The sequence below is a fragment of the Herminiimonas arsenitoxidans genome, from assembly GCF_900130075.1.
GTDB lineage: Bacteria > Pseudomonadota > Gammaproteobacteria > Burkholderiales > Burkholderiaceae_D > Oxalicibacterium > Oxalicibacterium arsenitoxidans.
The window spans coordinates 3,161,793-3,184,730 of sequence record NZ_LT671418.1; the positions used below are offsets into that span (position 1 = coordinate 3,161,793).

Sequence of the window (22,938 nt, forward strand, 5' to 3'; positions counted from 1 at the left end):
CAATGACCTCACCTCGCATCCTGATTGTTGATGATGAGGCAGATCTGCGTGAGCTGCTGGAAATCACACTCGTCAAAATGGGCCTGGATATCGATAGCGCCCAGAATCTGACTGTCGCGCGCGACTATCTTGCCAAGAATGAATACGCACTGGTCTTGACCGATATGCGCTTGCCGGATGGCTTGGGCATAGAGTTGGTGCAGGAAATTACCGCGCAATACAAGAACACGCCGGTTGCCGTGATTACTGCATTCGGTAGCGCCGACAATGCGGTTGTGGCATTGAAGGCAGGTGCCTTTGATTATTTATCCAAACCAGTAGGGCTGGAGCAATTGCGCGTGATGGTGCGTTCGGCTTTGCGTATCAGCCAGACTGGCACAGATCAAGCAATCGAGAAAACTGCCGCGCCAACTTCCTTGCGCTTGATGGGGCAATCGGATGCGATGCATGCCTTGCGCGTGCAAATCGCACGTCTGGCACGCAGCATGGCACCGGTTGCGATCAGCGGGGAATCCGGCAGCGGCAAAGAATTGGCTGCACGCGATATCCATGCGCAAAGTGCACGTAGCGACAAATCTTTTATCGCAGTCAATTGCGGCGCGATCCCGGAAAATTTGATGGAAGCGGAATTTTTCGGCTATCGCAAAGGTGCGTTTACCGGTGCGGTGGACGATAGAGATGGTTTCTTCCAGGCAGCTAACGGTGGCACTTTGTTGCTGGATGAGGTGGCGGATCTGCCGCTGGCGATGCAAGTCAAATTGTTGCGCGCGATACAGGAACGTCGTGTGCGCAAGGTTGGGGCGACGGTGGAAGAGCCAGTTGATGTTCGTATTATTAGTGCGACGCATCAAAATTTGCACGATTGCGTTGGCAAAGGAACGTTCCGGCAGGATTTGTATTACCGCCTGAATGTGATCGAACTGAATTTGCCACCGCTACGTGAGCGTCTGGACGATATCGCCTTGCTGGCAAAAACGATCTTGACGCGACTGGGTGCCGAGCAAACCACATTGACGCCAGCCGTGCTGGAAGCGCTGCAGCATTATTCTTTCCCGGGCAATGTGCGCGAACTGGAAAATATACTGGAACGTGCATTGGCATTTTCCAATGATGGCTTGATAGAGGTTGCTGATCTGGTATTGAAGGCGCCAAGTGCAGCGAAAGCCGTGGCTGTTGCTCCGCAAGCAGAACTTCTCGCGGTTCCGTCAGATGTGAAAGTGGCGGAGATGGCAACAAGCGTCACCTCTTCTGCACGTGACTTGCCGGAATCATTGCCGGATCATCTGGATGATGTCGAACGCGAAATCATTCGACGTGCATTAAGCAAAACACAATTCAATCGTACCCAAGCGGCCGAACTGCTCGGTATCAGCTTCCGTCAATTGCGTTATCGCATGCAGCGACTAGATATTAATGCACCGGAATAAGACCGTGCAGAACACACCATCACCATTTCAGATCGATGCGGACGGTTGGGCGGCAGACGTTGTACGGCTGCCGTCGCCTAATTTCGATGTGCGGGCTGAAGGAACAGAAATTGCATTAGTCGTTGTTCATAACATCAGTTTGCCGCCGGGTCAGTTTGGCGGTTCGTATATTTCTGATTTATTTTTGAATCAATTAGATTACAATGCGGACCCCTATTTCGATCAGTTGCGACCTTTGCGCGTTTCGGCACACTTTTTAATTCGTCGGGACGGCACAGTGTTGCAATTCGTTTCGGCGAATGATCGGGCATGGCATGCTGGCGCTTCTTCCTTTTGCGGGCAGGAGCGTTGCAATGATTTTTCGATTGGGATTGAGTTGGAAGGCACAGACTTTGAACCATTTGAAGATGGGCAATATGCTGCGCTGGCATCACTGACTGTTGCATTAAAAGCTAGTTATCCTTTAATGAACGTTACTGGCCATGAGCATATTGCACCAGGTCGCAAGACCGATCCAGGGCCGTTTTTTGACTGGCAGAAGTACGAAGCACGCTATCGTTCCTTGCAACGTACAGCGATCAATATGGGCACTGAATCGGCAGATTTGGCGTTCTGCATAATGTAAAAAATACCGCGTGGCAATCCCATATATTCATATAAAAAAATATATCGAAAACTACTGAAAAATTGATTGCATCCTCGAGTTTCGCGCACTAGAATTAGTGCAGATCGTAACTTTCGCACTAGATGTAGTGAATTTGTCGGTCCCACCTTCAGTTTGTTCAGTTATAACGCCTCAAAGTAATTTGTTAATTCATATTAGTAGGGAGTTCTGAACAGATGTCATATAGATAGTGTCGGTATTAGCGTTCAACGCAAGCATGCGTTGACTATATATGCGGCTCAGACGAATGATTTTCGCGAAACCGGTAGCACCGGTTTTCTCTCTTAAAACAAGTACGGCAATATTGCCGACAACCCTTATCGAAGGAGTCGTAATGCACTCTACGCAAGAAACTTTAGCCAAGTCGTCGACAGACATTGGCAATATCGCGCCCCTCGCGGTTGCAGCATCGACCTCTGACACGAATAGCGCAGCTTTAGGCGACTATCGCATCTTGCGCCGTAATGGCGCCGTTGTCGGTTTCGAACCGTCGAAAATTTCCATCGCTGTGACCAAGGCCTTTTTGGCTGTCAATGGCGGACAAGGTGCGGCATCCGCGCGCGTCCGTGAATTGGTTGAGCAATTGACTTCCAGCGTGGTGAACGCCTTGGTGCGTCGTCAGCCAGCTGGCGGTACTTTCCACATCGAAGATATTCAGGATCAAGTCGAACTGGCGCTGATGCGTTCAGGTGAGCACGATGTCGCGCGCGCTTATGTCTTGTATCGCTTTAAACGGATGGAAGAGCGTGCGCAGCAGCATGCAGCTAAGCCTACCGTTGAATCCGAGAACCAATTACACGTCACCGAAAATGGTCAGCGTCGTCCACTGGACATGAATCAAGTCCGTGATCTGATCAACGCTGCTTGCATCGGACTCGAAAAGCACGTCGATGCAGAAGCCATCCTGCGCGAAACAGTCAAGAATCTGTATGACGGCGTACCGGTTGAAGAATTGCACAAGTCGGCAATTCTGGCAGCACGTGCGCTGATGGAAAAAGATCCGGCTTACAGCACCGTGACAGCACGTTTGCTGATGCACACGATACGTAAAGAAGTCTTCGGCAGAGAAGTAGCGCAAGCTGCTGCACCGGCAGAGTACCTGGTCTATTTTTCGCAATTCATCCAAAAAGGTATCGCGGCAGAACTGCTCGATGCCAAATTGGGCGAATTTGATCTGAAAAGACTGGCAGAAGCATTGAAGCCGGAACGCGATCTGCAATTCGGCTACCTCGGCCTGCAAACCTTGTATGACCGTTACTTCCTGCACATTGCCGATCAACGCATTGAAATGCCGCAAGCGTTCTACATGCGCGTTGCAATGGGCTTGGCGCTGAGCGAAAGCAATCGCGAAGAACGCGCTATCGAGTTCTACAACCTGTTGTCGAGCTTCGACTTCATGAGCTCGACACCGACCCTGTTCAATTCCGGTACTCAGCGTTCACAATTGTCGTCATGCTATTTGACAACAGTGGGCGATGACTTGGCTGGCATTTACGATGCCATCAAGGAAAACGCATTGTTGGCGAAATACGCAGGTGGTTTGGGTAACGACTGGACGCCAGTACGTTCGCTCGGTGCACATATCAAAGGTACAAATGGTCGCTCGCAAGGCGTGGTGCCATTCCTGAAAGTAGTTAACGACACCGCTGTCGCGGTTAACCAGGGCGGCAAACGCAAAGGCGCAGTCTGCGCTTACTTGGAAACCTGGCACATGGATATCGAGGAATTCCTCGACCTGCGTAAAAACACCGGCGATGACCGCCGTCGTACGCACGATATGAATACTGCGAACTGGATTCCGGATCTGTTCATGAAGCGTGTCATGGAAAAAGGCGAGTGGACCTTGTTCTCGCCATCGGATACGCCAGACCTGCATGACAAAGTCGGCAAAGCATTTGAAGCGGCTTACACCGGCTACGAAGCCAAAGCTGCACGCGGCGAATTGAAGCTGTTCAAGACCATCCAGGCGCTGGATCTGTGGCGCAAGATGTTGTCCATGCTGTTTGAAACTGGCCATCCATGGATCACATTTAAAGACCCATGCAACATCCGTTCGCCACAACAGCACGTCGGTGTCGTTCACAGCTCGAATCTGTGCACCGAGATCACGCTCAATACCAACGAATCGGAAATCGCAGTCTGTAACTTGGGTTCGGTCAACATGCCTGCCCATATGAAAGACGGCAAGCTGGATCACGTCAAGCTGCAAAAAACCATCCGCACCGCGATGCGTATGCTCGATAACGTGATTGATATCAATTACTACGCAGTCGATAAAGCACGTGACTCCAACCTGCGTCACCGTCCGGTCGGTCTCGGTATCATGGGTTTCCAGGATTGCTTGCACATGATGCGCATTCCATACGCCTCCAATGATGCAGTGCAATTTGCTGATAAATCGATGGAAGCAGTCTGCTATTACGCTTACTACGCATCGACCGAGCTGGCAGAAGAACGCGGCAGCTACAGTTCGTACAAAGGTTCCTTGTGGGATCGTGGCATCCTGCCGCAGGATTCGCTTAAATTGCTGGCAGAAGAGCGTGGCGGTTATCTGGAAACAGATATGAGCGAATCGCTGGATTGGGCGCCATTGCGCGCACGTATTCAGCAATTCGGCATGCGTAATTCCAATTGCGTAGCGATTGCACCGACAGCGACGATTTCCAACATTATTGGTGTTTCGGCTTGTATCGAACCGACTTACCAGAATCTGTACGTCAAATCGAACTTGTCCGGCGAATTCACTGAAATCAATGAATACCTGGTACGCGATCTGAAGGCACGTGGCTTGTGGGATGAAGTCATGATTTCCGATCTTAAATACTTCGACGGCAGCTTGGCGAAGATCGACCGCATTCCGCAAGATCTGCGTGCGATTTATGCAACAGCATTCGAAGTGGAGCCATCGTGGTTGGTAGAAGCCGCATCGCGTCGTCAAAAATGGATAGATCAAGCGCAATCGCTGAATATCTACATGGCAGGCGCATCGGGCAAAAAACTCGACGACACCTACAAGTTGGCATGGTTGCGTGGCCTGAAAACCACTTACTACCTGCGTACCATGGGTGCAACGCACACTGAGAAATCGACCTCCAAAACCGGTGCCTTGAACTCGGTAGATTCCGGTAGCGGCTCATCTTCCGGTGTATCGGCACAAGAGACGGATGGTCCAGCTTGCATGTTGCGTCCTGGTGATGCCGGATTTGAAGAGTGCGAAGCCTGCCAATAAGCAGCAAAAAGCAGCATCGCGAAGTGAAAATCAACACGCTTCGCGATGCGAGATTGAACTTGAGTCAAAGAATGTAGCCAAAGCACTATAGGTTTTGTGCTGCAGTAGCGATGCCAAGAGCATCAGCAGAATACGAATAAGGAAATAAGTCATGCTAAGTTGGGATGAAGAAGTTACTCCGGCAGCACCAGCGCAACCAGCATTGCAGCCGGTCTTGCAACAAGTACGTGACGCAGCTGCGCAACGTGTGCAAGCGCAGCAAGATGTCGCACTGAATCCGGTTGTGGTGGAGAAGTCTGCCGACGGCGTTGATCCGACACGCCGCATGAATGCGGCCGACAAGCGCATCATCAACGGTAAAACCGACGTCAATCAATTAGTCCCGTTCAAATACAAATGGGCGTGGGATAAATATCTGGCTGGTTGCGCAAACCACTGGATGCCGCAAGAAATCAACATGCAGCGCGATATTGAACTGTGGAAAAATCCGAACGGTTTGACCGATGACGAGCGTCGTCTGGTCAAGCGTAACCTCGGCTTTTTCGTCACGGCGGATTCGCTGGCTGCCAATAACATCGTGCTTGGTACTTATCGCCACATCACGGCACCAGAGTGCCGTCAGTACCTGTTGCGTCAGGCATTTGAAGAAGCAATTCATACTCACGCTTACCAATACATCGTTGAATCGCTCGGTCTGGACGAAGGCGAAATCTTCAATGCGTACAACGAAGTTGAGTCGATCCGCGACAAGGATCAATTCCTGATCCCATTCATTGATGTGCTGACTGATCCTGAGTTCAAGACCGGTACGGTTGAAACCGATCAGACTTTGCTGCGCTCGCTGATCGTGTTTGCATGCTTGATGGAAGGCTTGTTCTTCTATGTCGGCTTCGCACAGATCCTCGCGCTCGGTCGTCAAAACAAGATGATGGGTGCTGCAGAGCAGTATCAATACATCCTGCGTGATGAGTCTATGCACTGCAACTTCGGCATCGATTTGATCAACACGATCAAGCTCGAAAATCCGCATTTGTGGACCCCGCAATTTCGCGAAGAAATTAAAACGTTGTTTTTACGCGCAGTAGAGTTGGAATATCGCTACGCAGAGGATACAATGCCGCGTGGAGTGCTTGGACTGAACGCACCGATGTTCAAGGGGTATTTGAGATTCATCGCAAATCGCCGTGCACAACAAATCGGTTTGGAACCGATGTTCGAACAAGAAGAAAATCCATTCCCATGGATGAGCGAAATGATCGATCTGAAAAAAGAACGTAACTTTTTTGAGACACGAGTCATCGAATACCAGACAGGTGGCGCGCTCAACTGGGAATAAATAATTTGAACATCGCGTGGTAGCAAACGCGAAATGAACAGCACCAAAAAGTAGTTCCCAACATGCAGTCGCTATCAACAGGAATTACAAAGACTGCAGAAAACAGGAAAGGCAACAACCAAATTTAATGAACAGTAGAAGACCGATACGATCTCATCTGCTCAAGCCGCATCATCTGATTCAGTCAGGTGAGGCGGCTTTTTTCTTTAAAAAAAGTTTGTTCTTTCAGAAACAGAATTCCAATGCTGGCGTGTACGCTGGCGTTTTTTTTGGCTATAGCGGTAGCGCTGCTACGACGTACGCATAGCCATGTAAGGCTGAAGTGCTGCATAAGTGAGGGGATGCAGCAGTTCAGCTGGAGCCGAATTCATTAGCGCAAGCAACAAGTACGCTTGTGCCGATGAATAATTCGCCCAAACCATCGCGATGGTGCGGGAGGGTTTCAAACCTAGAAGCTTGATTTTTTCCATCACGTGAAGGAGAAACAAAATGGCAACAGCAGCAAAAAAACCAGCAGCTAAGAAACCTGCTGCAAAGAAAGCAGCAGCTAAAAAACCAGTTGCAGCAAAAAAACCAGCCGCCAAAAAACCGGTAGCTAAAAAAGCAGCAGCTAAAAAGCCTGTCGCTAAAAAAGCTGTAGCTAAAAAGCCAGTGGCTAAAAAAGCAGCAGCCAAAAAGCCAGTAGCTAAAAAAGCTGTAGCTAAAAAAGTCGTTGCTAAGAAAAAGCCAGTGGCTAAAAAAGCAGCAGCCAAAAAGCCAGTAGCTAAGAAAGCTGTAGCTAAAAAAGTCGTTGCTAAGAAAAAGCCAGCGGCTAAAAAAGCAGCAGCCAAAAAGCCAGTAGCTAAGAAAGCTGTAGCTAAAAAAGTCGTTGCTAAGAAAAAGCCAGCGGCTAAAAAAGCAGCAGCTAAAAAGCCAGCGGCTAAAAAGGCTGTAGCAAAAAAGCCGGTAGCTAAAAAAGCAGCAGCTAAAAAGCCAGCGGCTAAAAAGGCTGTAGCAAAGAAGCCGGTAGCTAAAAAAGCAGTAGCTAAAAAGCCTGTCGCTAAAAAAGCAGCAGCGCCTAAAAAGCCTGCAGCTAAGCCAGCAGCAGTAGCAGCGCCTGCAGTCAAGACGGTGTTGAATCCGGCAGCAGCATGGCCGTTTCCAACGGGCACACGTCCGTAAATCCAGGTTCGCTTGGATGCGCCTGGTTAAATTCAGGCACAATCCCGCTGTGTGGCTTTTGTCGCACAGCGGTTTTTTTTTAAGGAGTCTCCGTGCTGGATAGTGTATTTACGCTGATTATTGATACCGTTGCCGTGGTGCTGGCCGGTGCTTTGCTGCTCAGATTCTGGATGCAGGCTGTGCGCGTGCGTCCACCGATAGAACTCGCGCAATTTACGTATAAATTGACGGATTGGCTGGTACGTCCCTTGCGCCGCGTATTGCCGGGTGCCGGTGGTTACGATTGGGCCAGTGTGATTGCTGCCTTCCTGGTCGCGTTGCTGGCAACTGCCTTTGATGTATGGCTGAGCGGCGGCTTTACACCGCAGACGGTACTGTTGTTAGCGGTACTGCGCGTCGTTCAGTGGGCGTTATACGGCTTGATCGGTTTGATACTGATCGAGGTGATTTTTAGCTGGGTCAATCCGCATGCGCCGCTGGCGCCATTTGTGCGCGCTTTGAACGATCCGCTGATGCGGCCATTGCGTCGTGTTGTGCCCTTGATCGGGACGATCGATTTGTCACCGCTGGTTGCGCTGATCTTGCTGAGAATAGCAATTCAGTTAGTGACGACGCTGGTGGCGTCATTGCTCTGAGATAAGATTTTTTACTGTGCTGGCGAAGGAGTCCATCGCCAGCACGTCTTGCATCGCTCTGCTTACAGGCGATAGCCGAACGCTTGATGGAAACGGTCGTCGATCTCTGCACGTGACAATACGTGGTTCTGCGGACCTTGATGTGCGATCTTGATGGAACCCATCAGGCTGGAAAGTCGTCCAGTTGTCGCCCAATCCATACCATTGGTCAAACCAAACAGCATGCCGGCACGGAATGCATCGCCACAGCCGGTTGGGTCAACGATCTTCTCTGCCTTCACACACGGAATCATCAGATGTGCGTTGCCGCTGAAGATTTCTGCGCCTTGTTCGCCGCGAGTCACAACCAATGCCGAAACGCGCTGGGAAATTTCCTGCAGCGACAGACCTGTACGCCCGGTTAATAATTCCGCTTCGTAATCATTGACGGCAACATAGGTCGCCAATTCAATGAAGTTCTTCAATTCGTCGCCGTTGAACATAGGCAAGCCTTGGCCCGGATCGAAGATCAAGGGAATGTTCAAATCAGCGCAATGCTGCGCATGCTGCAACATACCGTCACGGCCGTCTGGCGCAACGATCGCAATCGCGACATCACCAGCATCAGCTACCTTGTTGTAATGCGAGAAGCTCATGGCACCCGGATGGAATGCATTGATCTGGTTGCCGTCTGCATCGGTCGTGATGAGAGCCTGGCCGGTGTAGGCGTCATCGATGGTCTTGAGGCATTGCTGTGAAATCTGTAATTGTTCCAGACGCTCGCGATAGGATGCGTCGTCCTGGCCTATGGTTGCCATGATGAGCGGATCACCACCGAGCAATTTCAGGTTGTAGGCGATATTGCCTGCACAGCCGCCAAACTCACGGCGCATGGTCGGTACCAAGAAGGACACATTGATTTTGTGTAGTTGGTCCGCCAGCAATGATTCAGAAAAACGACCTTCGAAGGACATGATCGTATCGAAAGCGACGGAGCCACAGATTAAGGATTTCATAGGTAGGGATGGAAAGATGTTGGGTAAAGGATAGGAAATTGGTCGCAATCATACACTGTGTATTTCGCCTGCGGCCATAGTCTGGTACTACAGAGTTTCTTGTCGATGGCTAAAGCAGTCTGATGTAGTCCTGTGCTTACTGCATGTATGAACACTGCTCATCAGGGATAGAACAAATACACGCGGTAACCGGAGGCCTTGATTTGCGCCAGTTCAAAAGACAGTTTAACGCTACGTTCGCTGCGGGAGGCAAAGCCGAGTCGCATGTCTTCGGCGTTGCTGAGGTAATCGGTCGGATTGAAAACGCGGCGCAACAGCGGCTTTTCATTCGTATCGTTGAGAGTCAACTCGATGTGTGGCCATTCCTGCGGCGTGCTGCTGTAGTTGCGTAGCAGCGTAGTGAGTACAAACGTATCTTTGTTGGTAGCTAGCGTTTGTAATTCGCTGGACTCGATAGATACTTGGTCTATCTGGGCAGGCAGATCGATACGGCAATCGAGCATGCTGCACATTTGTGTGAGTATGGGTTTGGTCTCCGGGAACCAGCCGGCGATTTGATTGCGGAATACATAAGTACTCTGCGCAAGTGCTGCTATGAGCAAAACGAAGGAGCCTGCGCTCAGGAAAATGCGTAATTTCCGGCTCAGACGTTGCCGCTGGCGACCATGCTTGAGAAAACTAGGTTCATCTTCTGCATCGACTTCATCCAGTGCATCGCGTTCTTCTGCACGGGCGGATTTTTTGCTGCCGCGCCATGGTCTGCGCTGCAAATCCTTCATCGCTTCGTCTAACTCGTCAGGTGCATGCGGGTCGTATGTAGACTGAGTGGTTTCGGCAGTGATTTCATCCGGCAGATCGCGCGTGAAGTCCAGCAAGGTCATCCGTTGCAAAGGATCTTCAGGTTTGTTTTCTTCGTATGTGGATATTGCCGTATGGATATCGGCGTCGCGCTCAAATCCGGCGGGGATGTCGAAATCTATTTTGCTGGCCGGAGGAGGGGCAATGATCGCCTCTTCGCTCGCAGCAGCTACTTCATTCGTTTCATCTGATGTTTGGATGGGTGCTGTTGCGGATTCCGTTGCAACTGGTGCTACCGCTTCGGCTACCGGCGTGTCACTGGCAGCAGGGGCGGGAGTGACTGGTGGTGCGGCATCTTCTGATGGCAGCAAATTCTCGATGCCGTTGAAAATTTCCTTGCAATAGCCACAGCGCACCAGCCCTGCGCGCAACTTCAATTGATCATGCGCGACGCGAAACGTCGTTTGGCAGTGAGGACATTGAGTCGCGAGTGCCATGGTGTGCGCTATTGTCGGCCTGACGATTCAGGACTGGATGGCAGGTGACCGGCGAGGGCGACCCAGCCTTCGTGCTCAGCCCATACGCTCAGCGCGATGAATGGCGCGTAAGCAGCGGTGACTTCATCTACTTGAGTAGCGAGTACACCTGACAGCACCAGTTTGCCGCCTGGATTGACGCGTCCCGACAACATTGGTGCCATCAATTTCAAAGGATTGGCGAGGATGTTGGCAACGACGACATCGAAGGTGTGCGCGTGGCCAGATGTGGCGAATTCGTCCGGTACGTAATACGCGATATCGCAATGATTACGTTCAGTGTTGAAGATGGCCGATTGAATCGCTTGTGGATCAATATCGATGCCGATGACTTTTGCTGCGCCCAGCTTTTCTGCCACCATGGCGAGTATGCCGGAGCCACAGCCGTAGTCGAGAACGCTTAAATTGCTTGGTGGATTTGCTTCCAGCCACTCCATACAGAGACGCGTGGTTGGGTGACTGCCGGTACCGAAGGCGAGGCCAGGGTCCAGTTCCAACACCAGTGCATCCGGATCAGGAGCATCGTGCCAGCTTGGAACAACCCAGATATTTTTACCGATATGGATGGGCTCGAATTGGGATTGCGTTAAACGTACCCAATCCTGTTCTGCAACCGGACGTAGCGTAAAGACGACATCAGATGCGGCCAGACCAATGGCATGCGCTGCTTCGGCCACGATGGCAGCCTGATCGGACTCAACTGGAGTGAGTGCGACGACGCGGCTGTGTTCCCATGCGGCTTCTGTTGGTTCCATGCCCGGTTCGCCGAATAGCGGTTGCTCGGCATCGGTACCGAAATCGGCATCTTCTACCGAGACCGACAATGCGCCAGCCTCCATCAACGCATCGGACAATGCTTCCGCATGCGTACGGGCGACTTCGATCACGATTTCGGTCCAGCTCATGAATACCTCAATGTACTTTACTGTCAGCCATTATATTGGCTGTCTGCCTGAAGCAGGTGGGGTGAATGATGATTTGTTGTACTCGCCGTAACAACAGATGCTTATCCATTGTTACGGCGGTCGCGGAGCAAGCCGCTAGAGAATAACAACGCTTGCGCGTTGGATGCTGCAATTACGCTTTTGGTTCTTTTGGCAAATCAGGTTTGTTTGCCAATTTTTGCTCGAGGTAATGAATGTTGGTGCCGCCTTCGATAAAGCGGGCATCAACCATCAACTCACGATGCAATGGGATGTTGGTTTGAATACCTTCAACAACCATTTCTGACAAGGCAATTTGCATACGCTTGATAGCTTGTTCACGTGTTGCACCGTACGCAATGACTTTGCCAACCATCGAATCATAGTTAGGTGGAACGTAGTAGCCAGCGTATGCATGTGAATCGACACGTATCCCTGGGCCACCTGGTGCATGCCAGGAAATAATCTTGCCTGGCGATGGTGTGAACTTGAATGGATCTTCGGCATTGATACGGCATTCGATGGCGTGGCCGCTTAAGATCACGTCACGTTGGCGGAAACGCAGTTTCTCACCGGCCGCGATGCGGATCTGTTCTTGCACGATGTCGATGCCGGTAATCATTTCAGTCACCGGATGTTCAACTTGGACGCGGGTGTTCATTTCAATGAAATAGAACTCGCCGTTTTCGTACAGAAACTCAAATGTACCTGCGCCGCGATAACCCATCTTGCGGCAGGCTTCGGCACAACGGTCACCGATGCGTTCGATCGTTTTGCGTGGGATGCCAGGCGCTGGCGCTTCTTCCAGCACTTTTTGGTGGCGACGCTGCATGGAGCAGTCGCGCTCGCCCAGCCAAATAGCATTTTTATGTTCGTCGGCCAGAATCTGGATTTCCACGTGACGTGGATTTTCCAGATACTTCTCCATATAGACTTCTGGATTGCCGAATGCAGCACCAGCTTCAGTCTTGGTCATCGTGACAGCGTTCAGCAATGCTGCTTCAGTGTGCACAACGCGCATACCGCGTCCGCCGCCACCGCCAGCTGCCTTGATGATGACTGGATAGCCGATTTTGCGTGCGATCTGGATGATTTCTTTGGTGTCGGTCGGCAATGCGCCTTCCGAGCCAGGTACGCATGGTACGCCGGCTTTGATCATTGCCTGCTTGGCTGACACTTTGTCGCCCATCATGCGAATTGATTCAGAACGTGGGCCGATGAAGACGAAGCCGGATTGCTCTACGCGTTCCGCAAAATCAGCATTTTCAGACAAGAAGCCATAGCCAGGGTGAATTGCTTCAGCATCAGTCACTTCAGCGGCGCTGATGATGGCTGGCATATTCAGATAGCTGAGTGCCGATGGCGCAGGTCCGATACAAACGGACTCGTCAGCCAACTTGACGTATTTGGCATCGCGGTCTGCTTCGGAATGAACAACCACGGTCTTGATGCCCATTTCGCGGCAAGCGCGCTGGATACGAAGCGCGATTTCGCCACGATTGGCGATAAGAATTTTTTCAAACATAGTGGAAATTGGACTCGTCGTTAAAGGATGAAATCAAATCAGCGAGAGTGAAGATGGGGCGGCGTAGTCGCCTGTATGACCCCAAGCTTCCATCATTAGCCGATGATAAACAACGGTTGGCCAAATTCGACCGGCTGACCATTTTCGACCAGGATTTCTTTGATGACGCCGGAAGCGTCAGCATCGATTTCATTCAACAACTTCATTGCTTCGATAATGCACAATGTGTCGCCTTCTTTGACTACCGAACCGACTTCGACGAATGCCGGCGAGCCTGGGGAAGATGAGCGGTAGAAGCTGCCGACCATAGGCGATTTGACGACGTGGCCTGTGACTTCTACTGGAGCGGCTGCGATTGGCGCGGCGGCTGCAACAGGTGCGGAAGCGGCAGGAGCATATTGCTGTTGCATGCCTGGCTGCATCATGACAACTTGATTCTGTGGGACTGGGGAAGATTTAACGATACGGACTTTGCTTTCGCCTTCCGTTACTTCCAGTTCAGCGATATCCGATTCAGCGACCAGATCGATGAGGGTCTTGAGCTTGCGTAAATCCATGTGAAATTCCTTGGAGATTTTAGTTTTTATGTTAAAGATGGCGGCAATTATAAGGCATTTGCCGACAAATGGTGGGAATTAGAGCTTTTTGAGTGCAAATGAGATGGCCGCTGCATATCCTTCAGTGCCTAATCCACACACCACGCCGACAGCGATGCCGGACAAATAGGAATGGTGGCGAAATGCTTCGCGCTGATGAATATTGGAAACGTGTATTTCCACAAATGGGATGGCGACCCCGGCTAATGCGTCACGCAATGATACGCTGGTGTGAGTCAATCCGCCTGGATTGATGACAATTGCGTCGATTCCTTCTTTTTTCGCAGCTTGAATGCGATCAATTAATTCACCTTCATGATTGCTTTGAAAGGCAATCAGTTTGGCACCCGCCTGCGCGGCTTGTTCGGTTGCTGCGCGTTCCACATCGGCAAGCGTGGTCGATCCATAGACCTCCGGCTCGCGTGAGCCTAGCAGGTTCAGGTTCGGACCATTTAACAAAAGAATATTTTTTGCCATCGAGATGCAACTCCGTTTGACGATGATGGCCGCATTTTGCCGCTAAATGGCGTCGATTGGCAAGGAAAAAACTCGTATTAGTATCAAAGAGCGTTGATGTCAGCGCGTAATTGATCCATCTTCAAGCGGCCTAAATAAGTCTTCTTGACGTCGCCTTTGGGTCCGATGATCACGGTAAAAGGCAGGCCGCCAGCCTGATTGCCGAACTGGCGCGACAATTCGCTGCCATTGATTCCGGCGATATAAAGCGGATAAGTGATTTTATATTTCGCAGCAAATTCCCGAATATTGTTGGCTGAATCAATGCCGACACCAAGAATCTGGATGTTTTTCGGCAACAATTCAGTTTGCAGTTCGGTCAGTTCCGGCATCTCTTCCACGCATGGCGCACACCAGGTTGCCCAGAAGTTAATGATCAAGGTTTTGCCTTGCCATTGAGATAAGGGCTGTATTTTGCTGTTGCTATCTTCTAGTTGCTGGGCAAAAAAGTTGGCGACGGCTGGTGATTCTGGTTCTGCAGGAGCGTGATGCTTGGTACCGAAATAGATGCCGACAGCGGCAAAAAATAGCGCGATGGCGCCATATAAAAATACGTTACGTCTCATTTTTGCCCGTTTTCTTTAGTGTTGTCTTGCGCAATCAGTGCGCGCACTGATTCGATGTCGGCACGTTCTTGTCGGCCGGAAGGGGATTTTTTGACTGCGCCGCGCAGGTCGTCAACTTCATATAGTGCTAGGTGCACGCCTTCTTGTTGCCATATAAAACTGAGGGTTTCGACGGCTTCGCTGCGACCTTTGAAGTGAGATGACTCCGATACTTCAAAGTCTATGCCTTTGTTTAATAGGTAAATCTCGACGTCTTTTGCGCTTTCTGCAAATAACTGTAGGTAAATATCGGAATGCTCACCTGCCGTGCCGTTCAGGACCGCGCCAGTTAAATAAGGCTGGAATGTTGTCAATTCTTGCATGATGCGCAGGGCCAGGTTGCGCAGATGCAATAAACGGGCAGGTTGCGTGTCGCCGAAAAACAGCTCGTTATACAGGCGAACCTCATCCTCAATCAGGGCGTTGTCGGGCAGTACATCGCCACGGACTTTGCTGTTGCCGAGTATCTGTTTGGTCGCCTTGCGCTTGGCTGTGCCATAGTCGACGCCGTCTTCGGCGATCAGACGCGCAGCGCTTGCGGCGATTTCAGCACGCAGTAATTCGGTATCGGACAGGGGGTGAGTAGGCATGGTGCGAATGATACTCCCGCCGACAGATGCCCGTCGTCGGGTAAAATCTCGTTATTCCAATCCGAAATTGTACAATGCATATTCACATACTTGGCGTTTGCGGCACCTTCATGGGTGGTTTGGCGGTACTGGCAAAAGCTGCCGGTCATACGGTTACCGGCTGTGACGCCAACGTCTACCCGCCGATGAGCACGCAGCTTGAGGCGCAAGGCATCAAGCTGATAGAAGGTTATGGTCCAGAGCAGATCAGCCTGAATCCTGATTTATATGTAATCGGCAATGTCGTCTCGCGCGGCAATCCCTTGATGGAAGAAATTCTCAATCGCGGTTTGCCCTATACCTCAGGTCCGCAGTGGATAGGTGAGCATATTCTGCAAGGTAAGTGGGTACTCGCTGTGGCGGGGACGCACGGCAAAACAACGACTTCATCGATGCTGGCGTGGATACTGGAAGATGCGGGTTACGATCCGGGCTTCCTGATTGGCGGCGTGCCTATGAATTTTGGTATTTCTGCACGTCTGTCTGGCAAGGGCGCGGAATCCTCATTTTTTGTGATCGAAGCGGATGAGTACGATACGGCCTTCTTCGACAAGCGCAGCAAATTCGTTCATTACCACGCGAAAACCGCGATTCTGAACAATCTGGAATACGACCACGCCGATATTTTCCCGGACCTGACTGCGATCGAAACCCAGTTCCACCATCTGGTGCGTACCGTGCCGGGCGTTGGTCGTGTAGTGGCTAATGCACGCGAAGAATCATTGAAGCGTGTCATGCAACGCGGCTGCTGGAGTGAAACGGAATGGTTTGGTAGCGACGATCAACATGGCTGGAAGATCAATACGCATGACGACGGCAATTTTGATGTCTTCTTCAAAGGCGAGCTGCAAGGCACGGTGAACTGGCCTCTGACCGGCGAGCACAATCGCATGAATGCGCTGGCTGCGATTGCGGCGGCGCGTCATGTCGGCGTGGTGCCGGCGCAGGCGATTGCTTCATTGGGACAATTTGAAAACGTGAAGCGTCGCATGGAGTTGCGCGGAACGGTGAACGATATCGCGGTGTATGACGATTTCGCCCATCACCCGACTGCGATTGCGACTACGGTGGCCGGCTTGCGTAAAAAAGTCGGTGCGGCACGCATACTCGCCGTGCTGGAGCCGCGCTCCAATACGATGAAGTTAGGCACGATGAAAGATGCATTGCCGGGCAGTCTGGTCGATGCTGATCTGGTATTCGGTTACGGTGCCAGTGGTACAGGTAAAGATGCACTCGGCTGGGATTTGGCAGAAGCCCTGGCACCGCTCGGTAATAAAGGGCGCGCCTTTAATGATTTGAATACCTTGGTGCAAGCAATTGCAGAAAATGCACAAGCGGGCGATCAGATACTGGTGATGAGCAACGGTGGTTTTGGCGGCGTGCATCAAAAAATTCTGGATGTGCTGGCGCAATGATTTTGTATCTGCACGGTTTTCGTTCATCGCCACTCTCGTATAAAACCAGTTTGTTGGCTGCGCGCATGCAGGCGCTGGGCCGTGGCGATGAGTATCTTTGTCCGCAATTGCCGGCTTCGCCAAGTGAGGCGATAGCATTGGCACTGGATATTGCGCAAAAAGTTGATCCGTCTGAATTAACCTTGATCGGTTCCTCACTGGGCGGTTATTACGCCACATGGTTGGCAGAGCAACTGGGTTGTCGTGCGGTTTTGCTCAATCCAGCCGTCCACGCTGCGCGTGATTTGGCAACGCAAGTTGGTGTCAAAACGCAATATCACTCGAATGAGCCATTCGAATTCAAGCGCGAGTATATTGATGAATTGAAGGCGCTGGCAGTTGACGAAATTACACATCCGCAACGTTACTTCCTGATCGCTGCAACCGGCGATGAATTGCTCGACTGGCGCGAAATGGTGGCGCAATTTTCGCAAGCGCGTTTGCGTGTGATTGATGGTAGCGATCATGGCATGTCGGATTTTGAAGAATATGCCGATGAGGTCTTGGCTTTTTGCGGTGTCGACGTTGGAGCAGCGCAGTGATGGATAGCGTGCAGCGTCGCTCGGTATCGCAAGCGCATTGGTTCTCGCATGTGAATGGTGTGCATGCATCACCGCAGATGCGAGCATGGTTGACTGATTCGATGTCGCTGACGATGAAGCTGATTGCACGCTGTGAGCGATTTCGCATACAGCGCCTGGCGCAACAACGTGCGCTGGTGCTGGCAGATGAATTTGAAGAAGTTGCGTTGCCGCGCCGAGTCTTGGTGCAGGAACGCGAAGTGTTTTTGCGCTGTGATGAACAACCGGTGGTGTATGCACATACGATAGTGCCGCTTTCTGCCACCGCATCCGACTGGCCGTTTTTCGGCACGCTGGGTGAGCGTTCATTAGGCACAACCTTATTTGGTGATCCGCGCGTTTGGCGTGGCAAGTTGGAATATGCACGATTACAGGCGCAGCATCCTTTGGCGCTACGTGCAGCCGCGGCGATTGGTGTGGAGTTGCCTACGCCTTTGTTTGCACGTCGCTGTTTGTATAAACGTGGCAAAGGTTCGCTATTGGTGACGGAAGTTTTTCTTCCGAGCATAACGACCATCCGACAAAGTCCGCGTATCGCGGGAAAAGACTAAGCAAGCTTGTGCATCAGAATGCGCTTGATAAATGAAATGCAGTAATCGACTTAAGTAGCAAAAGATCGATTAGTAAACGAACCTGTTCCAAGAACTAATTAAATAAGCAAAGTATTGAATGAATCTATTTTTTGACGAATCCGGCGATTTCAAAGCTGGCGTTGCGATGTCACAGCAAGGCGAGGCATATCAGGTTGAGATGCCTTCCGGCAAGCGTACTAAAGTCCGGTCCAAAGACGTATTGCTGCAGTTTGCATCGCCATCGCCAGCGGAGCTCATGACGGAAGCGCAAGCGATTGCAGCAGATATCGATCTTGATTTTCTGTGGGAAGTGGCTGGGCAGGAAGAGTTTGGCTTTGCTGAATTAGGTACGGAGTATTTTGGCCATGATCCCAAGCCGCACGAAGCAGCCGGTTTGATCTTGCGTTTGCATAGCGCGCCGATTTACTTCTATAAAAAAGGCAAAGGCCGTTACAAGGCTGCGCCGGAAGCATCGTTGAAAGCAGCGTTGGCCGGCGTGGAAAAGAAACGCCAACAAGCTTTGGTGCAAGCGCAGTACGTGGAGGAGTTGAAAGCGAATAAATTGCCGGAGGCTATGCGTCCGATCGTGCTGCAATTGCTGTTCAAGCCAGACAAAAATTCCATCGAATACAAAGCACTGGATGCCGCTTGCAGCGAATTGCAGATTGCACCGCAACGTTTGATGCTGGCTGTTGGTGGTATTCAATCGGCGAAGGATTTGCACTTTTCCAAATTCCTGTTCGAGTCTTTCCCTAAAGGTATAGGCTTCCCCGAAATTACGTTGCCGACCATGCCGGAATTGCCAGTCGCTGATGTGCAGGCATTTTCCATAGACGATGTCACTACGACAGAAATTGATGATGCGATGTCGGTCACGCGCCTGCCGGATGGCAAGGTCTGTGTTGGTATTCATATCGCAGCGCCGGGTTTGGGTATCAAGCGTGACGACGCATTGGATGTGATCGCACGCCAGCGTTTGTCTACCGTGTATATGCCGGGCGACAAGATCACCATGTTGCCGGATGAGCTGGTCGAAGCTTATACCTTGGCAGAAGGCCGTGTCTGTCCAGCCTTGTCACTGTACGTGACGCTGGACCCATCCGACTGGTCTGTCATTGCGACCGAGACGCGTGCTGAGCGCGTGCCGATCGCAGCCAATTTGCGTCATAACGATCTCGATGCTTATGTAACGGAAGACAATCTGGCCGCAGATGTGGGCGACTATCCATACAAGGAAGACATCTCCCTGTTGTGGAAATGGGCGCAAGTACTCGAGCAAGGTCGTATGGCCAAGCGCGAAAGTTTTGGTTTGCGCCCTGAGCAAAATAACCGTGTTGATTTCAACTTTTATGTTGAGAACGATGTGGTATCGATTCAGCGCCGCAAGCGTGGGGCACCGCTGGACAAAATCGTCGCTGAATTGGCGATTTTGACCAATAGCAGCTGGGGCAAGTTATTGCACGAGTATGGTGTGCCAGGGATTTATCGCGCGCAGGGCGGCGGTTCCGGTAATGGTTGGGCTGCGAAGATGCAAGTGCGTATGCAAACGCATGCTGCACCACATCAAGGTTTGGGCGTCGATCAATATGCGTGGAGCACTTCGCCTTTGCGTCGCTACACCGATCTGGTCAATCAATGGCAAATCCTTGCATGCATAGAGCATGGCGTGACTGCACCGCTGGTCGCACCGTTCAAACAACGCGATGCTGATTTGTTCGCGATCGTTTCTGCATTCGATGCTGCTTACAGCGCTTACGCTGCGTTCCAGTCGGATATGGAGCGTTACTGGTGTCTGCGTTGGCTCAGTCAGGAAAAAGGCGATGCGGAGACGATGAAAGTCGAAGCGACCGTCTTGAAGGAAGAAATCCTGCGCTTGCTCGATATTCCTCTCGTCATCAAGCTGCCGGGTATGCCAGCGGTTGCACGCGGTTCGCAAGTCAAACTGGATTTGTTGCGTTGGGATGAAGTTGACCTGACGATAGAAGCACGCTTGCTGGATATTACGCAGGATGCAAGTGGTACCGTTCCCACGGAACTGGATGAGGAAATGGTAGAGGACTTGCCGGAAGGTGAGCTTGAGCCGGTAGCAAGTGAGCCAGCGCCGATAGAAGAGCTGACGCCTGAACCAGCGTCCACTGTAGCGCCGGAATAAGGATACTGGGCGATTCTTTAAAATCGCCCGTCCTTTGCCGTAAAATCCATTTCGAATCTATTTCTTTAATCATTATTGTTGACGATCTCTCGCGTGAAGTCTTTTTTCCAGAATCGCATTTTGAATGTTGCCGTCACGACTTCCGTGCTGGCGCATCTTGCGTTGCTGGCTGTGCACTTCACGCCACCAGAGGCATTCAAATTCAAGCCTACTGATCCTGGGCTTGAAGTCATCTTGGTTAATGCCAAACACGACAAGCAACCGCTGAAAGCCGATGCGCTGGCGCAAGCCAATCTGGATGGCGGCGGTAATGCCGATGCTGGGCGTGCCAAATCGCCATTGCCGGATATGCGGCTAAGTGAAGATGGTGAAAGCGCGAAAGCCGCGAGACGCAAGGTTGAAGAGTTGGAGCGGCATCAGAAAAAACTGCTGGCGCAACTGGAAAAGAAAACGCAATTCCGTACACCGCAAGTAAGTGATGTGGAGCCGGTAAAAGACGTGCCGGTGCAACGTAATGCGACGGATATGCTCGATAGCGCGAAAGCCTTGTTGCGCAGGGAAGCGGAAATTTCCCGCAGCATAGAGGAATACAACAAGCGTCCGAAGAAAACACAGGTCACGCCAAGTACGCGCGAGGTCGGTTATGCCGCTTATTACAAGGCCTTGCAGGATCGAATAGAAAAAAACGGCACGCTGAACTTCCCGCAGAAAGATGGCAAGAAGCTGTATGGCGAATTGGTGGTTTATATCCCGATTTTTCAGGACGGCATGATCTACATGAAGGATGGCGGACCGCGCGTTGAACGTACTTCGGGCAATCCTGCCTTGGATCAAGCTGCGTTGAACATCGTGCGTCGCTCCGCTCCTTTCGGCAAATTCCCAGAGAATATGCGTTCGGCTGGTAAAGACGATGTGTGGGAAATTATTACGCGCTTCAACTTTACGCGCGACGATGCATTACAAACCGAAACACGAGGCCAATGAGTGAGCAACAAGACTGACCATTACGCAGTGATCGGCAATCCGATCGCACACAGCAAATCACCAGACATTCACGCGCGCTTCGCTGCGCAGACACAGCAAGATTTGGATTACGAACGCTTGCTGGCCCCCTTGGATGGTTTTGTCGCGACGGTACAAAAATTTATCCGTAACGGTGGCAAGGGCTTGAATGTCACTGTGCCGTTCAAGCTGGAAGCGTATGCCTTGGCGACGACACTAAGCGAGCGCGCACGTGCTGCCGGTGCGGTCAATACATTGAAGTTCGATGGCAATACCATGTTGGGCGATAACACTGATGGTGTTGGTTTAGTGACGGATATTGTGCGTAATGCCGGTGTTGCTGTGGCGAATAAATCAGTGCTTTTGCTTGGCGCAGGCGGTGCTGCACGCGGTGTGATTCTGCCTCTGTTGAATGAAAAGCCAGCCAAACTGGTCATAGCGAATCGTACACATTCCAAAGCCGTGGATTTGGTGAATCGATTCGCTCCTCATCCACGTCTTGAAGTCAGTGATTTCGCGGTGTTGGACGATGCTTTCGATATCGTGATCAATGCGACTGCTGCCAGCCTTGCATCCGAAGTGCCACCGATTTCACCGCGCGTGTTTGCCAAACATACTTTGGCGTATGACATGATGTATGGCGCAGCGCCGACTCCGTTTATGCAGTTCGCGACGCAGCATGGTGCGATTGCACGTGATGGTTTGGGTATGTTGGTAGAGCAAGCGGCAGAATCATTTTATCTCTGGCGTGGTGTGCGGCCGGAGACCGCTGCCGTCTTTGCAGAATTGCGTGATCAGCTTTAATGTGCGGCTTTAACCCGCGCTTTTAATTCGCTTCAACTTGACGATATAAAAATGAAAATACTGCGCAAGCTGATGTTTTGGCTGATCGTTGTGCCGATCCTGCTGGTGTTGCTTGTGCAGCTTTATTTCTTCCTTCAAATCGGTTGGTGGGTGAACCACAATCCGAACTCGACCAGCTTCATGCGGCATCAGCTTTCTATCCTGCAGGAAAAGAATCCGAAGGCGCAGCTCAAGCAAAAATGGATACCCTACAACCGCATTTCAAATAACCTGAAACGCGCCATCATTGCGTCGGAAGATTCCAACTTCTCCGAACATGAAGGCGTGGATTGGGATGCCTTGCAAAAAGCCTACGAAAAAAATATCAAGAAAGGCAAGGTGGTTGCCGGTGGCTCCACCATCACGCAGCAACTGGCGAAGAACCTATTCCTGTCCGGTGATCGTAGCTACATCCGCAAGGGGCAGGAAGTGATCATTACCTACATGCTCGAATATTGGATGGATAAAGAGCGTATCTTTGAAATTTACTTGAACGTAGTGGAGTGGGGCGTTGGTATTTTTGGCGCAGAAGCAGCGGCTCAGCATTATTTCGGTGTATCTGCGGCACAACTGGGCGCAGCGCAGGCAGCCCGCCTGGCGGTCATGTTGCCTAACCCGCGTTACTATGACGCGCATCGCAGCACCGGCTATCTGGCGCGTCGTACTGACTTGATTTTGCGCCGCATGAATTCTGCTGCCTTGCCCTGATTCATTTCATTGCACAGTCATATTGCTGGCGTAAAAAGTTGCCCAAGAATG

At 51.3% G+C, this 22,938-nt stretch carries 21 protein-coding genes; 13 read left to right on the top strand and 8 right to left on the bottom strand.

The annotated features are described in order from the left end of the window. The first annotated feature begins 2 nt into the window (after window positions 1-2). The 6 genes from BQ6873_RS15030 to BQ6873_RS15055 all read left to right on the top strand — a co-directional run bounded on the left by BQ6873_RS15030 (window position 3) and on the right by BQ6873_RS15055 (window position 8,452). Window positions 3-1,427 carry a sigma-54-dependent transcriptional regulator gene (locus BQ6873_RS15030; protein ID WP_076593372.1) on the top strand — a complete coding sequence of 475 codons (1,425 nt, stop codon included), beginning with the start codon at window positions 3-5 and terminating at the stop codon, window positions 1,425-1,427. Further along, complete coding sequence (ampD, locus tag BQ6873_RS15035) at window positions 1,414-2,052, top strand: 1,6-anhydro-N-acetylmuramyl-L-alanine amidase AmpD (protein WP_076593373.1); 639 nt, start codon at window positions 1,414-1,416, stop codon at window positions 2,050-2,052. The genes BQ6873_RS15030 and ampD overlap by 14 nt, the downstream gene beginning before the upstream one ends. Window positions 2,053-2,425: 373 nt before the next feature. After that, window positions 2,426-5,320: a ribonucleoside-diphosphate reductase subunit alpha gene (locus tag BQ6873_RS15040; RefSeq protein ID WP_076593374.1), complete on the top strand. Its 2,895-nt coding sequence runs from the start codon at window positions 2,426-2,428 to the stop codon at window positions 5,318-5,320. Window positions 5,321-5,471: 151 nt separating this feature from the next. Next, on the top strand, window positions 5,472-6,656 hold the full coding sequence (locus BQ6873_RS15045) for a ribonucleotide-diphosphate reductase subunit beta (protein WP_076593375.1): 1,185 nt from the start codon (window positions 5,472-5,474) through the stop codon (window positions 6,654-6,656). A gap of 489 nt (window positions 6,657-7,145) precedes the next feature. Continuing rightward, entirely contained in the window at window positions 7,146-7,817 is a 672-nt protein-coding gene (locus BQ6873_RS15050) for a histone H1-like DNA-binding protein (protein ID WP_076593376.1), read from the top strand. A 92-nt stretch (window positions 7,818-7,909) separates the two neighbouring features. Next, on the top strand, window positions 7,910-8,452 hold the full coding sequence (locus BQ6873_RS15055) for a YggT family protein (protein WP_076593377.1): 543 nt from the start codon (window positions 7,910-7,912) through the stop codon (window positions 8,450-8,452). Between the two features lie 62 nt (window positions 8,453-8,514). Here BQ6873_RS15055 and BQ6873_RS15060 read toward each other — a convergent pair whose 3' ends face one another. From BQ6873_RS15060 to BQ6873_RS15095, 8 genes are all read right to left on the bottom strand, one after another. Next, window positions 8,515-9,447, bottom strand: a complete 933-nt coding sequence (locus BQ6873_RS15060; protein WP_076593378.1) for a carbohydrate kinase family protein — start codon at window positions 9,445-9,447, stop codon at window positions 8,515-8,517. Between the two features lie 161 nt (window positions 9,448-9,608). Further along, on the bottom strand, window positions 9,609-10,742 hold the full coding sequence (locus BQ6873_RS15065; protein ID WP_076593379.1) for a DUF3426 domain-containing protein: 1,134 nt from the start codon (window positions 10,740-10,742) through the stop codon (window positions 9,609-9,611). 8 nt (window positions 10,743-10,750) lie between these two features. Further along, window positions 10,751-11,686 (bottom strand): 50S ribosomal protein L11 methyltransferase, encoded by a 936-nt coding sequence (gene prmA, locus BQ6873_RS15070; RefSeq protein WP_076593380.1) that lies wholly within the window; start codon window positions 11,684-11,686, stop codon window positions 10,751-10,753. Window positions 11,687-11,858: 172 nt separating this feature from the next. Further along, on the bottom strand, window positions 11,859-13,229 hold the full coding sequence (gene accC / locus BQ6873_RS15075) for an acetyl-CoA carboxylase biotin carboxylase subunit (RefSeq protein WP_076593381.1): 1,371 nt from the start codon (window positions 13,227-13,229) through the stop codon (window positions 11,859-11,861). A 95-nt stretch (window positions 13,230-13,324) separates the two neighbouring features. Beyond that, window positions 13,325-13,786, bottom strand: a complete 462-nt coding sequence (accB, locus tag BQ6873_RS15080) for an acetyl-CoA carboxylase biotin carboxyl carrier protein (protein WP_076593382.1) — start codon at window positions 13,784-13,786, stop codon at window positions 13,325-13,327. A gap of 78 nt (window positions 13,787-13,864) precedes the next feature. Continuing rightward, on the bottom strand, window positions 13,865-14,302 hold the full coding sequence (aroQ, locus tag BQ6873_RS15085; protein ID WP_076593383.1) for a type II 3-dehydroquinate dehydratase: 438 nt from the start codon (window positions 14,300-14,302) through the stop codon (window positions 13,865-13,867). An 83-nt stretch (window positions 14,303-14,385) separates the two neighbouring features. After that, window positions 14,386-14,907 carry a TlpA family protein disulfide reductase gene (locus tag BQ6873_RS15090; RefSeq protein ID WP_076593384.1) on the bottom strand — a complete coding sequence of 174 codons (522 nt, stop codon included), beginning with the start codon at window positions 14,905-14,907 and terminating at the stop codon, window positions 14,386-14,388. Then, entirely contained in the window at window positions 14,904-15,536 is a 633-nt protein-coding gene (locus BQ6873_RS15095) for a hypothetical protein (protein ID WP_076593385.1), read from the bottom strand. Before BQ6873_RS15095 ends, BQ6873_RS15090 begins: the two co-directional genes overlap by 4 nt. A gap of 74 nt (window positions 15,537-15,610) precedes the next feature. On the opposite strand from BQ6873_RS15095, the gene mpl reads away from it, so the two are divergent. From mpl to mtgA, 7 genes are all read left to right on the top strand, one after another. Next, the gene (gene mpl, locus BQ6873_RS15100) at window positions 15,611-16,990 is read left to right on the top strand and encodes a UDP-N-acetylmuramate:L-alanyl-gamma-D-glutamyl-meso-diaminopimelate ligase (RefSeq protein WP_076593386.1); all 1,380 of its coding nucleotides are present in this window, start codon (window positions 15,611-15,613) and stop codon (window positions 16,988-16,990) included. Continuing rightward, the gene (locus tag BQ6873_RS15105) at window positions 16,987-17,571 is read left to right on the top strand and encodes a YqiA/YcfP family alpha/beta fold hydrolase (protein ID WP_076593387.1); all 585 of its coding nucleotides are present in this window, start codon (window positions 16,987-16,989) and stop codon (window positions 17,569-17,571) included. Before mpl ends, BQ6873_RS15105 begins: the two co-directional genes overlap by 4 nt. Next, window positions 17,571-18,161: a chorismate--pyruvate lyase family protein gene (locus BQ6873_RS15110; RefSeq protein ID WP_076593388.1), complete on the top strand. Its 591-nt coding sequence runs from the start codon at window positions 17,571-17,573 to the stop codon at window positions 18,159-18,161. The genes BQ6873_RS15105 and BQ6873_RS15110 overlap by 1 nt, the downstream gene beginning before the upstream one ends. A 118-nt stretch (window positions 18,162-18,279) precedes the next feature. Continuing rightward, window positions 18,280-20,334 carry a ribonuclease catalytic domain-containing protein gene (locus BQ6873_RS15115; protein ID WP_076593389.1) on the top strand — a complete coding sequence of 685 codons (2,055 nt, stop codon included), beginning with the start codon at window positions 18,280-18,282 and terminating at the stop codon, window positions 20,332-20,334. A 93-nt stretch (window positions 20,335-20,427) separates the two neighbouring features. Then, window positions 20,428-21,318: a TonB C-terminal domain-containing protein gene (locus BQ6873_RS15120; RefSeq protein WP_076594163.1), complete on the top strand. Its 891-nt coding sequence runs from the start codon at window positions 20,428-20,430 to the stop codon at window positions 21,316-21,318. Then, entirely contained in the window at window positions 21,319-22,140 is an 822-nt protein-coding gene (aroE, locus tag BQ6873_RS15125; RefSeq protein ID WP_076593390.1) for a shikimate dehydrogenase, read from the top strand. 51 nt (window positions 22,141-22,191) lie between these two features. Then, the gene (gene mtgA / locus BQ6873_RS15130; RefSeq protein WP_076593391.1) at window positions 22,192-22,887 is read left to right on the top strand and encodes a monofunctional biosynthetic peptidoglycan transglycosylase; all 696 of its coding nucleotides are present in this window, start codon (window positions 22,192-22,194) and stop codon (window positions 22,885-22,887) included. Window positions 22,888-22,938: the final 51 nt, after the last annotated feature.

Coding starts and splice junctions, on each gene's coding strand:
- BQ6873_RS15030 (WP_076593372.1), top strand. CDS start 3: ATGACCTCACCTCGCATCCTGATTGTTGATGATGAGGCAGATCTGCGT.
- ampD (WP_076593373.1), top strand. CDS start 1,414: ATGCACCGGAATAAGACCGTGCAGAACACACCATCACCATTTCAGATC.
- BQ6873_RS15040 (WP_076593374.1), top strand. CDS start 2,426: ATGCACTCTACGCAAGAAACTTTAGCCAAGTCGTCGACAGACATTGGC.
- BQ6873_RS15045 (WP_076593375.1), top strand. CDS start 5,472: ATGCTAAGTTGGGATGAAGAAGTTACTCCGGCAGCACCAGCGCAACCA.
- BQ6873_RS15050 (WP_076593376.1), top strand. CDS start 7,146: ATGGCAACAGCAGCAAAAAAACCAGCAGCTAAGAAACCTGCTGCAAAG.
- BQ6873_RS15060 (WP_076593378.1), bottom strand. CDS start 9,447: ATGAAATCCTTAATCTGTGGCTCCGTCGCTTTCGATACGATCATGTCC.
- BQ6873_RS15065 (WP_076593379.1), bottom strand. CDS start 10,742: ATGGCACTCGCGACTCAATGTCCTCACTGCCAAACGACGTTTCGCGTC.
- prmA (WP_076593380.1), bottom strand. CDS start 11,686: ATGAGCTGGACCGAAATCGTGATCGAAGTCGCCCGTACGCATGCGGAA.
- accC (WP_076593381.1), bottom strand. CDS start 13,229: ATGTTTGAAAAAATTCTTATCGCCAATCGTGGCGAAATCGCGCTTCGT.
- accB (WP_076593382.1), bottom strand. CDS start 13,786: ATGGATTTACGCAAGCTCAAGACCCTCATCGATCTGGTCGCTGAATCG.
- aroQ (WP_076593383.1), bottom strand. CDS start 14,302: ATGGCAAAAAATATTCTTTTGTTAAATGGTCCGAACCTGAACCTGCTA.
- BQ6873_RS15090 (WP_076593384.1), bottom strand. CDS start 14,907: ATGAGACGTAACGTATTTTTATATGGCGCCATCGCGCTATTTTTTGCC.
- BQ6873_RS15095 (WP_076593385.1), bottom strand. CDS start 15,536: ATGCCTACTCACCCCCTGTCCGATACCGAATTACTGCGTGCTGAAATC.
- mpl (WP_076593386.1), top strand. CDS start 15,611: ATGCATATTCACATACTTGGCGTTTGCGGCACCTTCATGGGTGGTTTG.
- BQ6873_RS15105 (WP_076593387.1), top strand. CDS start 16,987: ATGATTTTGTATCTGCACGGTTTTCGTTCATCGCCACTCTCGTATAAA.
- BQ6873_RS15110 (WP_076593388.1), top strand. CDS start 17,571: ATGGATAGCGTGCAGCGTCGCTCGGTATCGCAAGCGCATTGGTTCTCG.
- BQ6873_RS15115 (WP_076593389.1), top strand. CDS start 18,280: ATGAATCTATTTTTTGACGAATCCGGCGATTTCAAAGCTGGCGTTGCG.
- mtgA (WP_076593391.1), top strand. CDS start 22,192: ATGAAAATACTGCGCAAGCTGATGTTTTGGCTGATCGTTGTGCCGATC.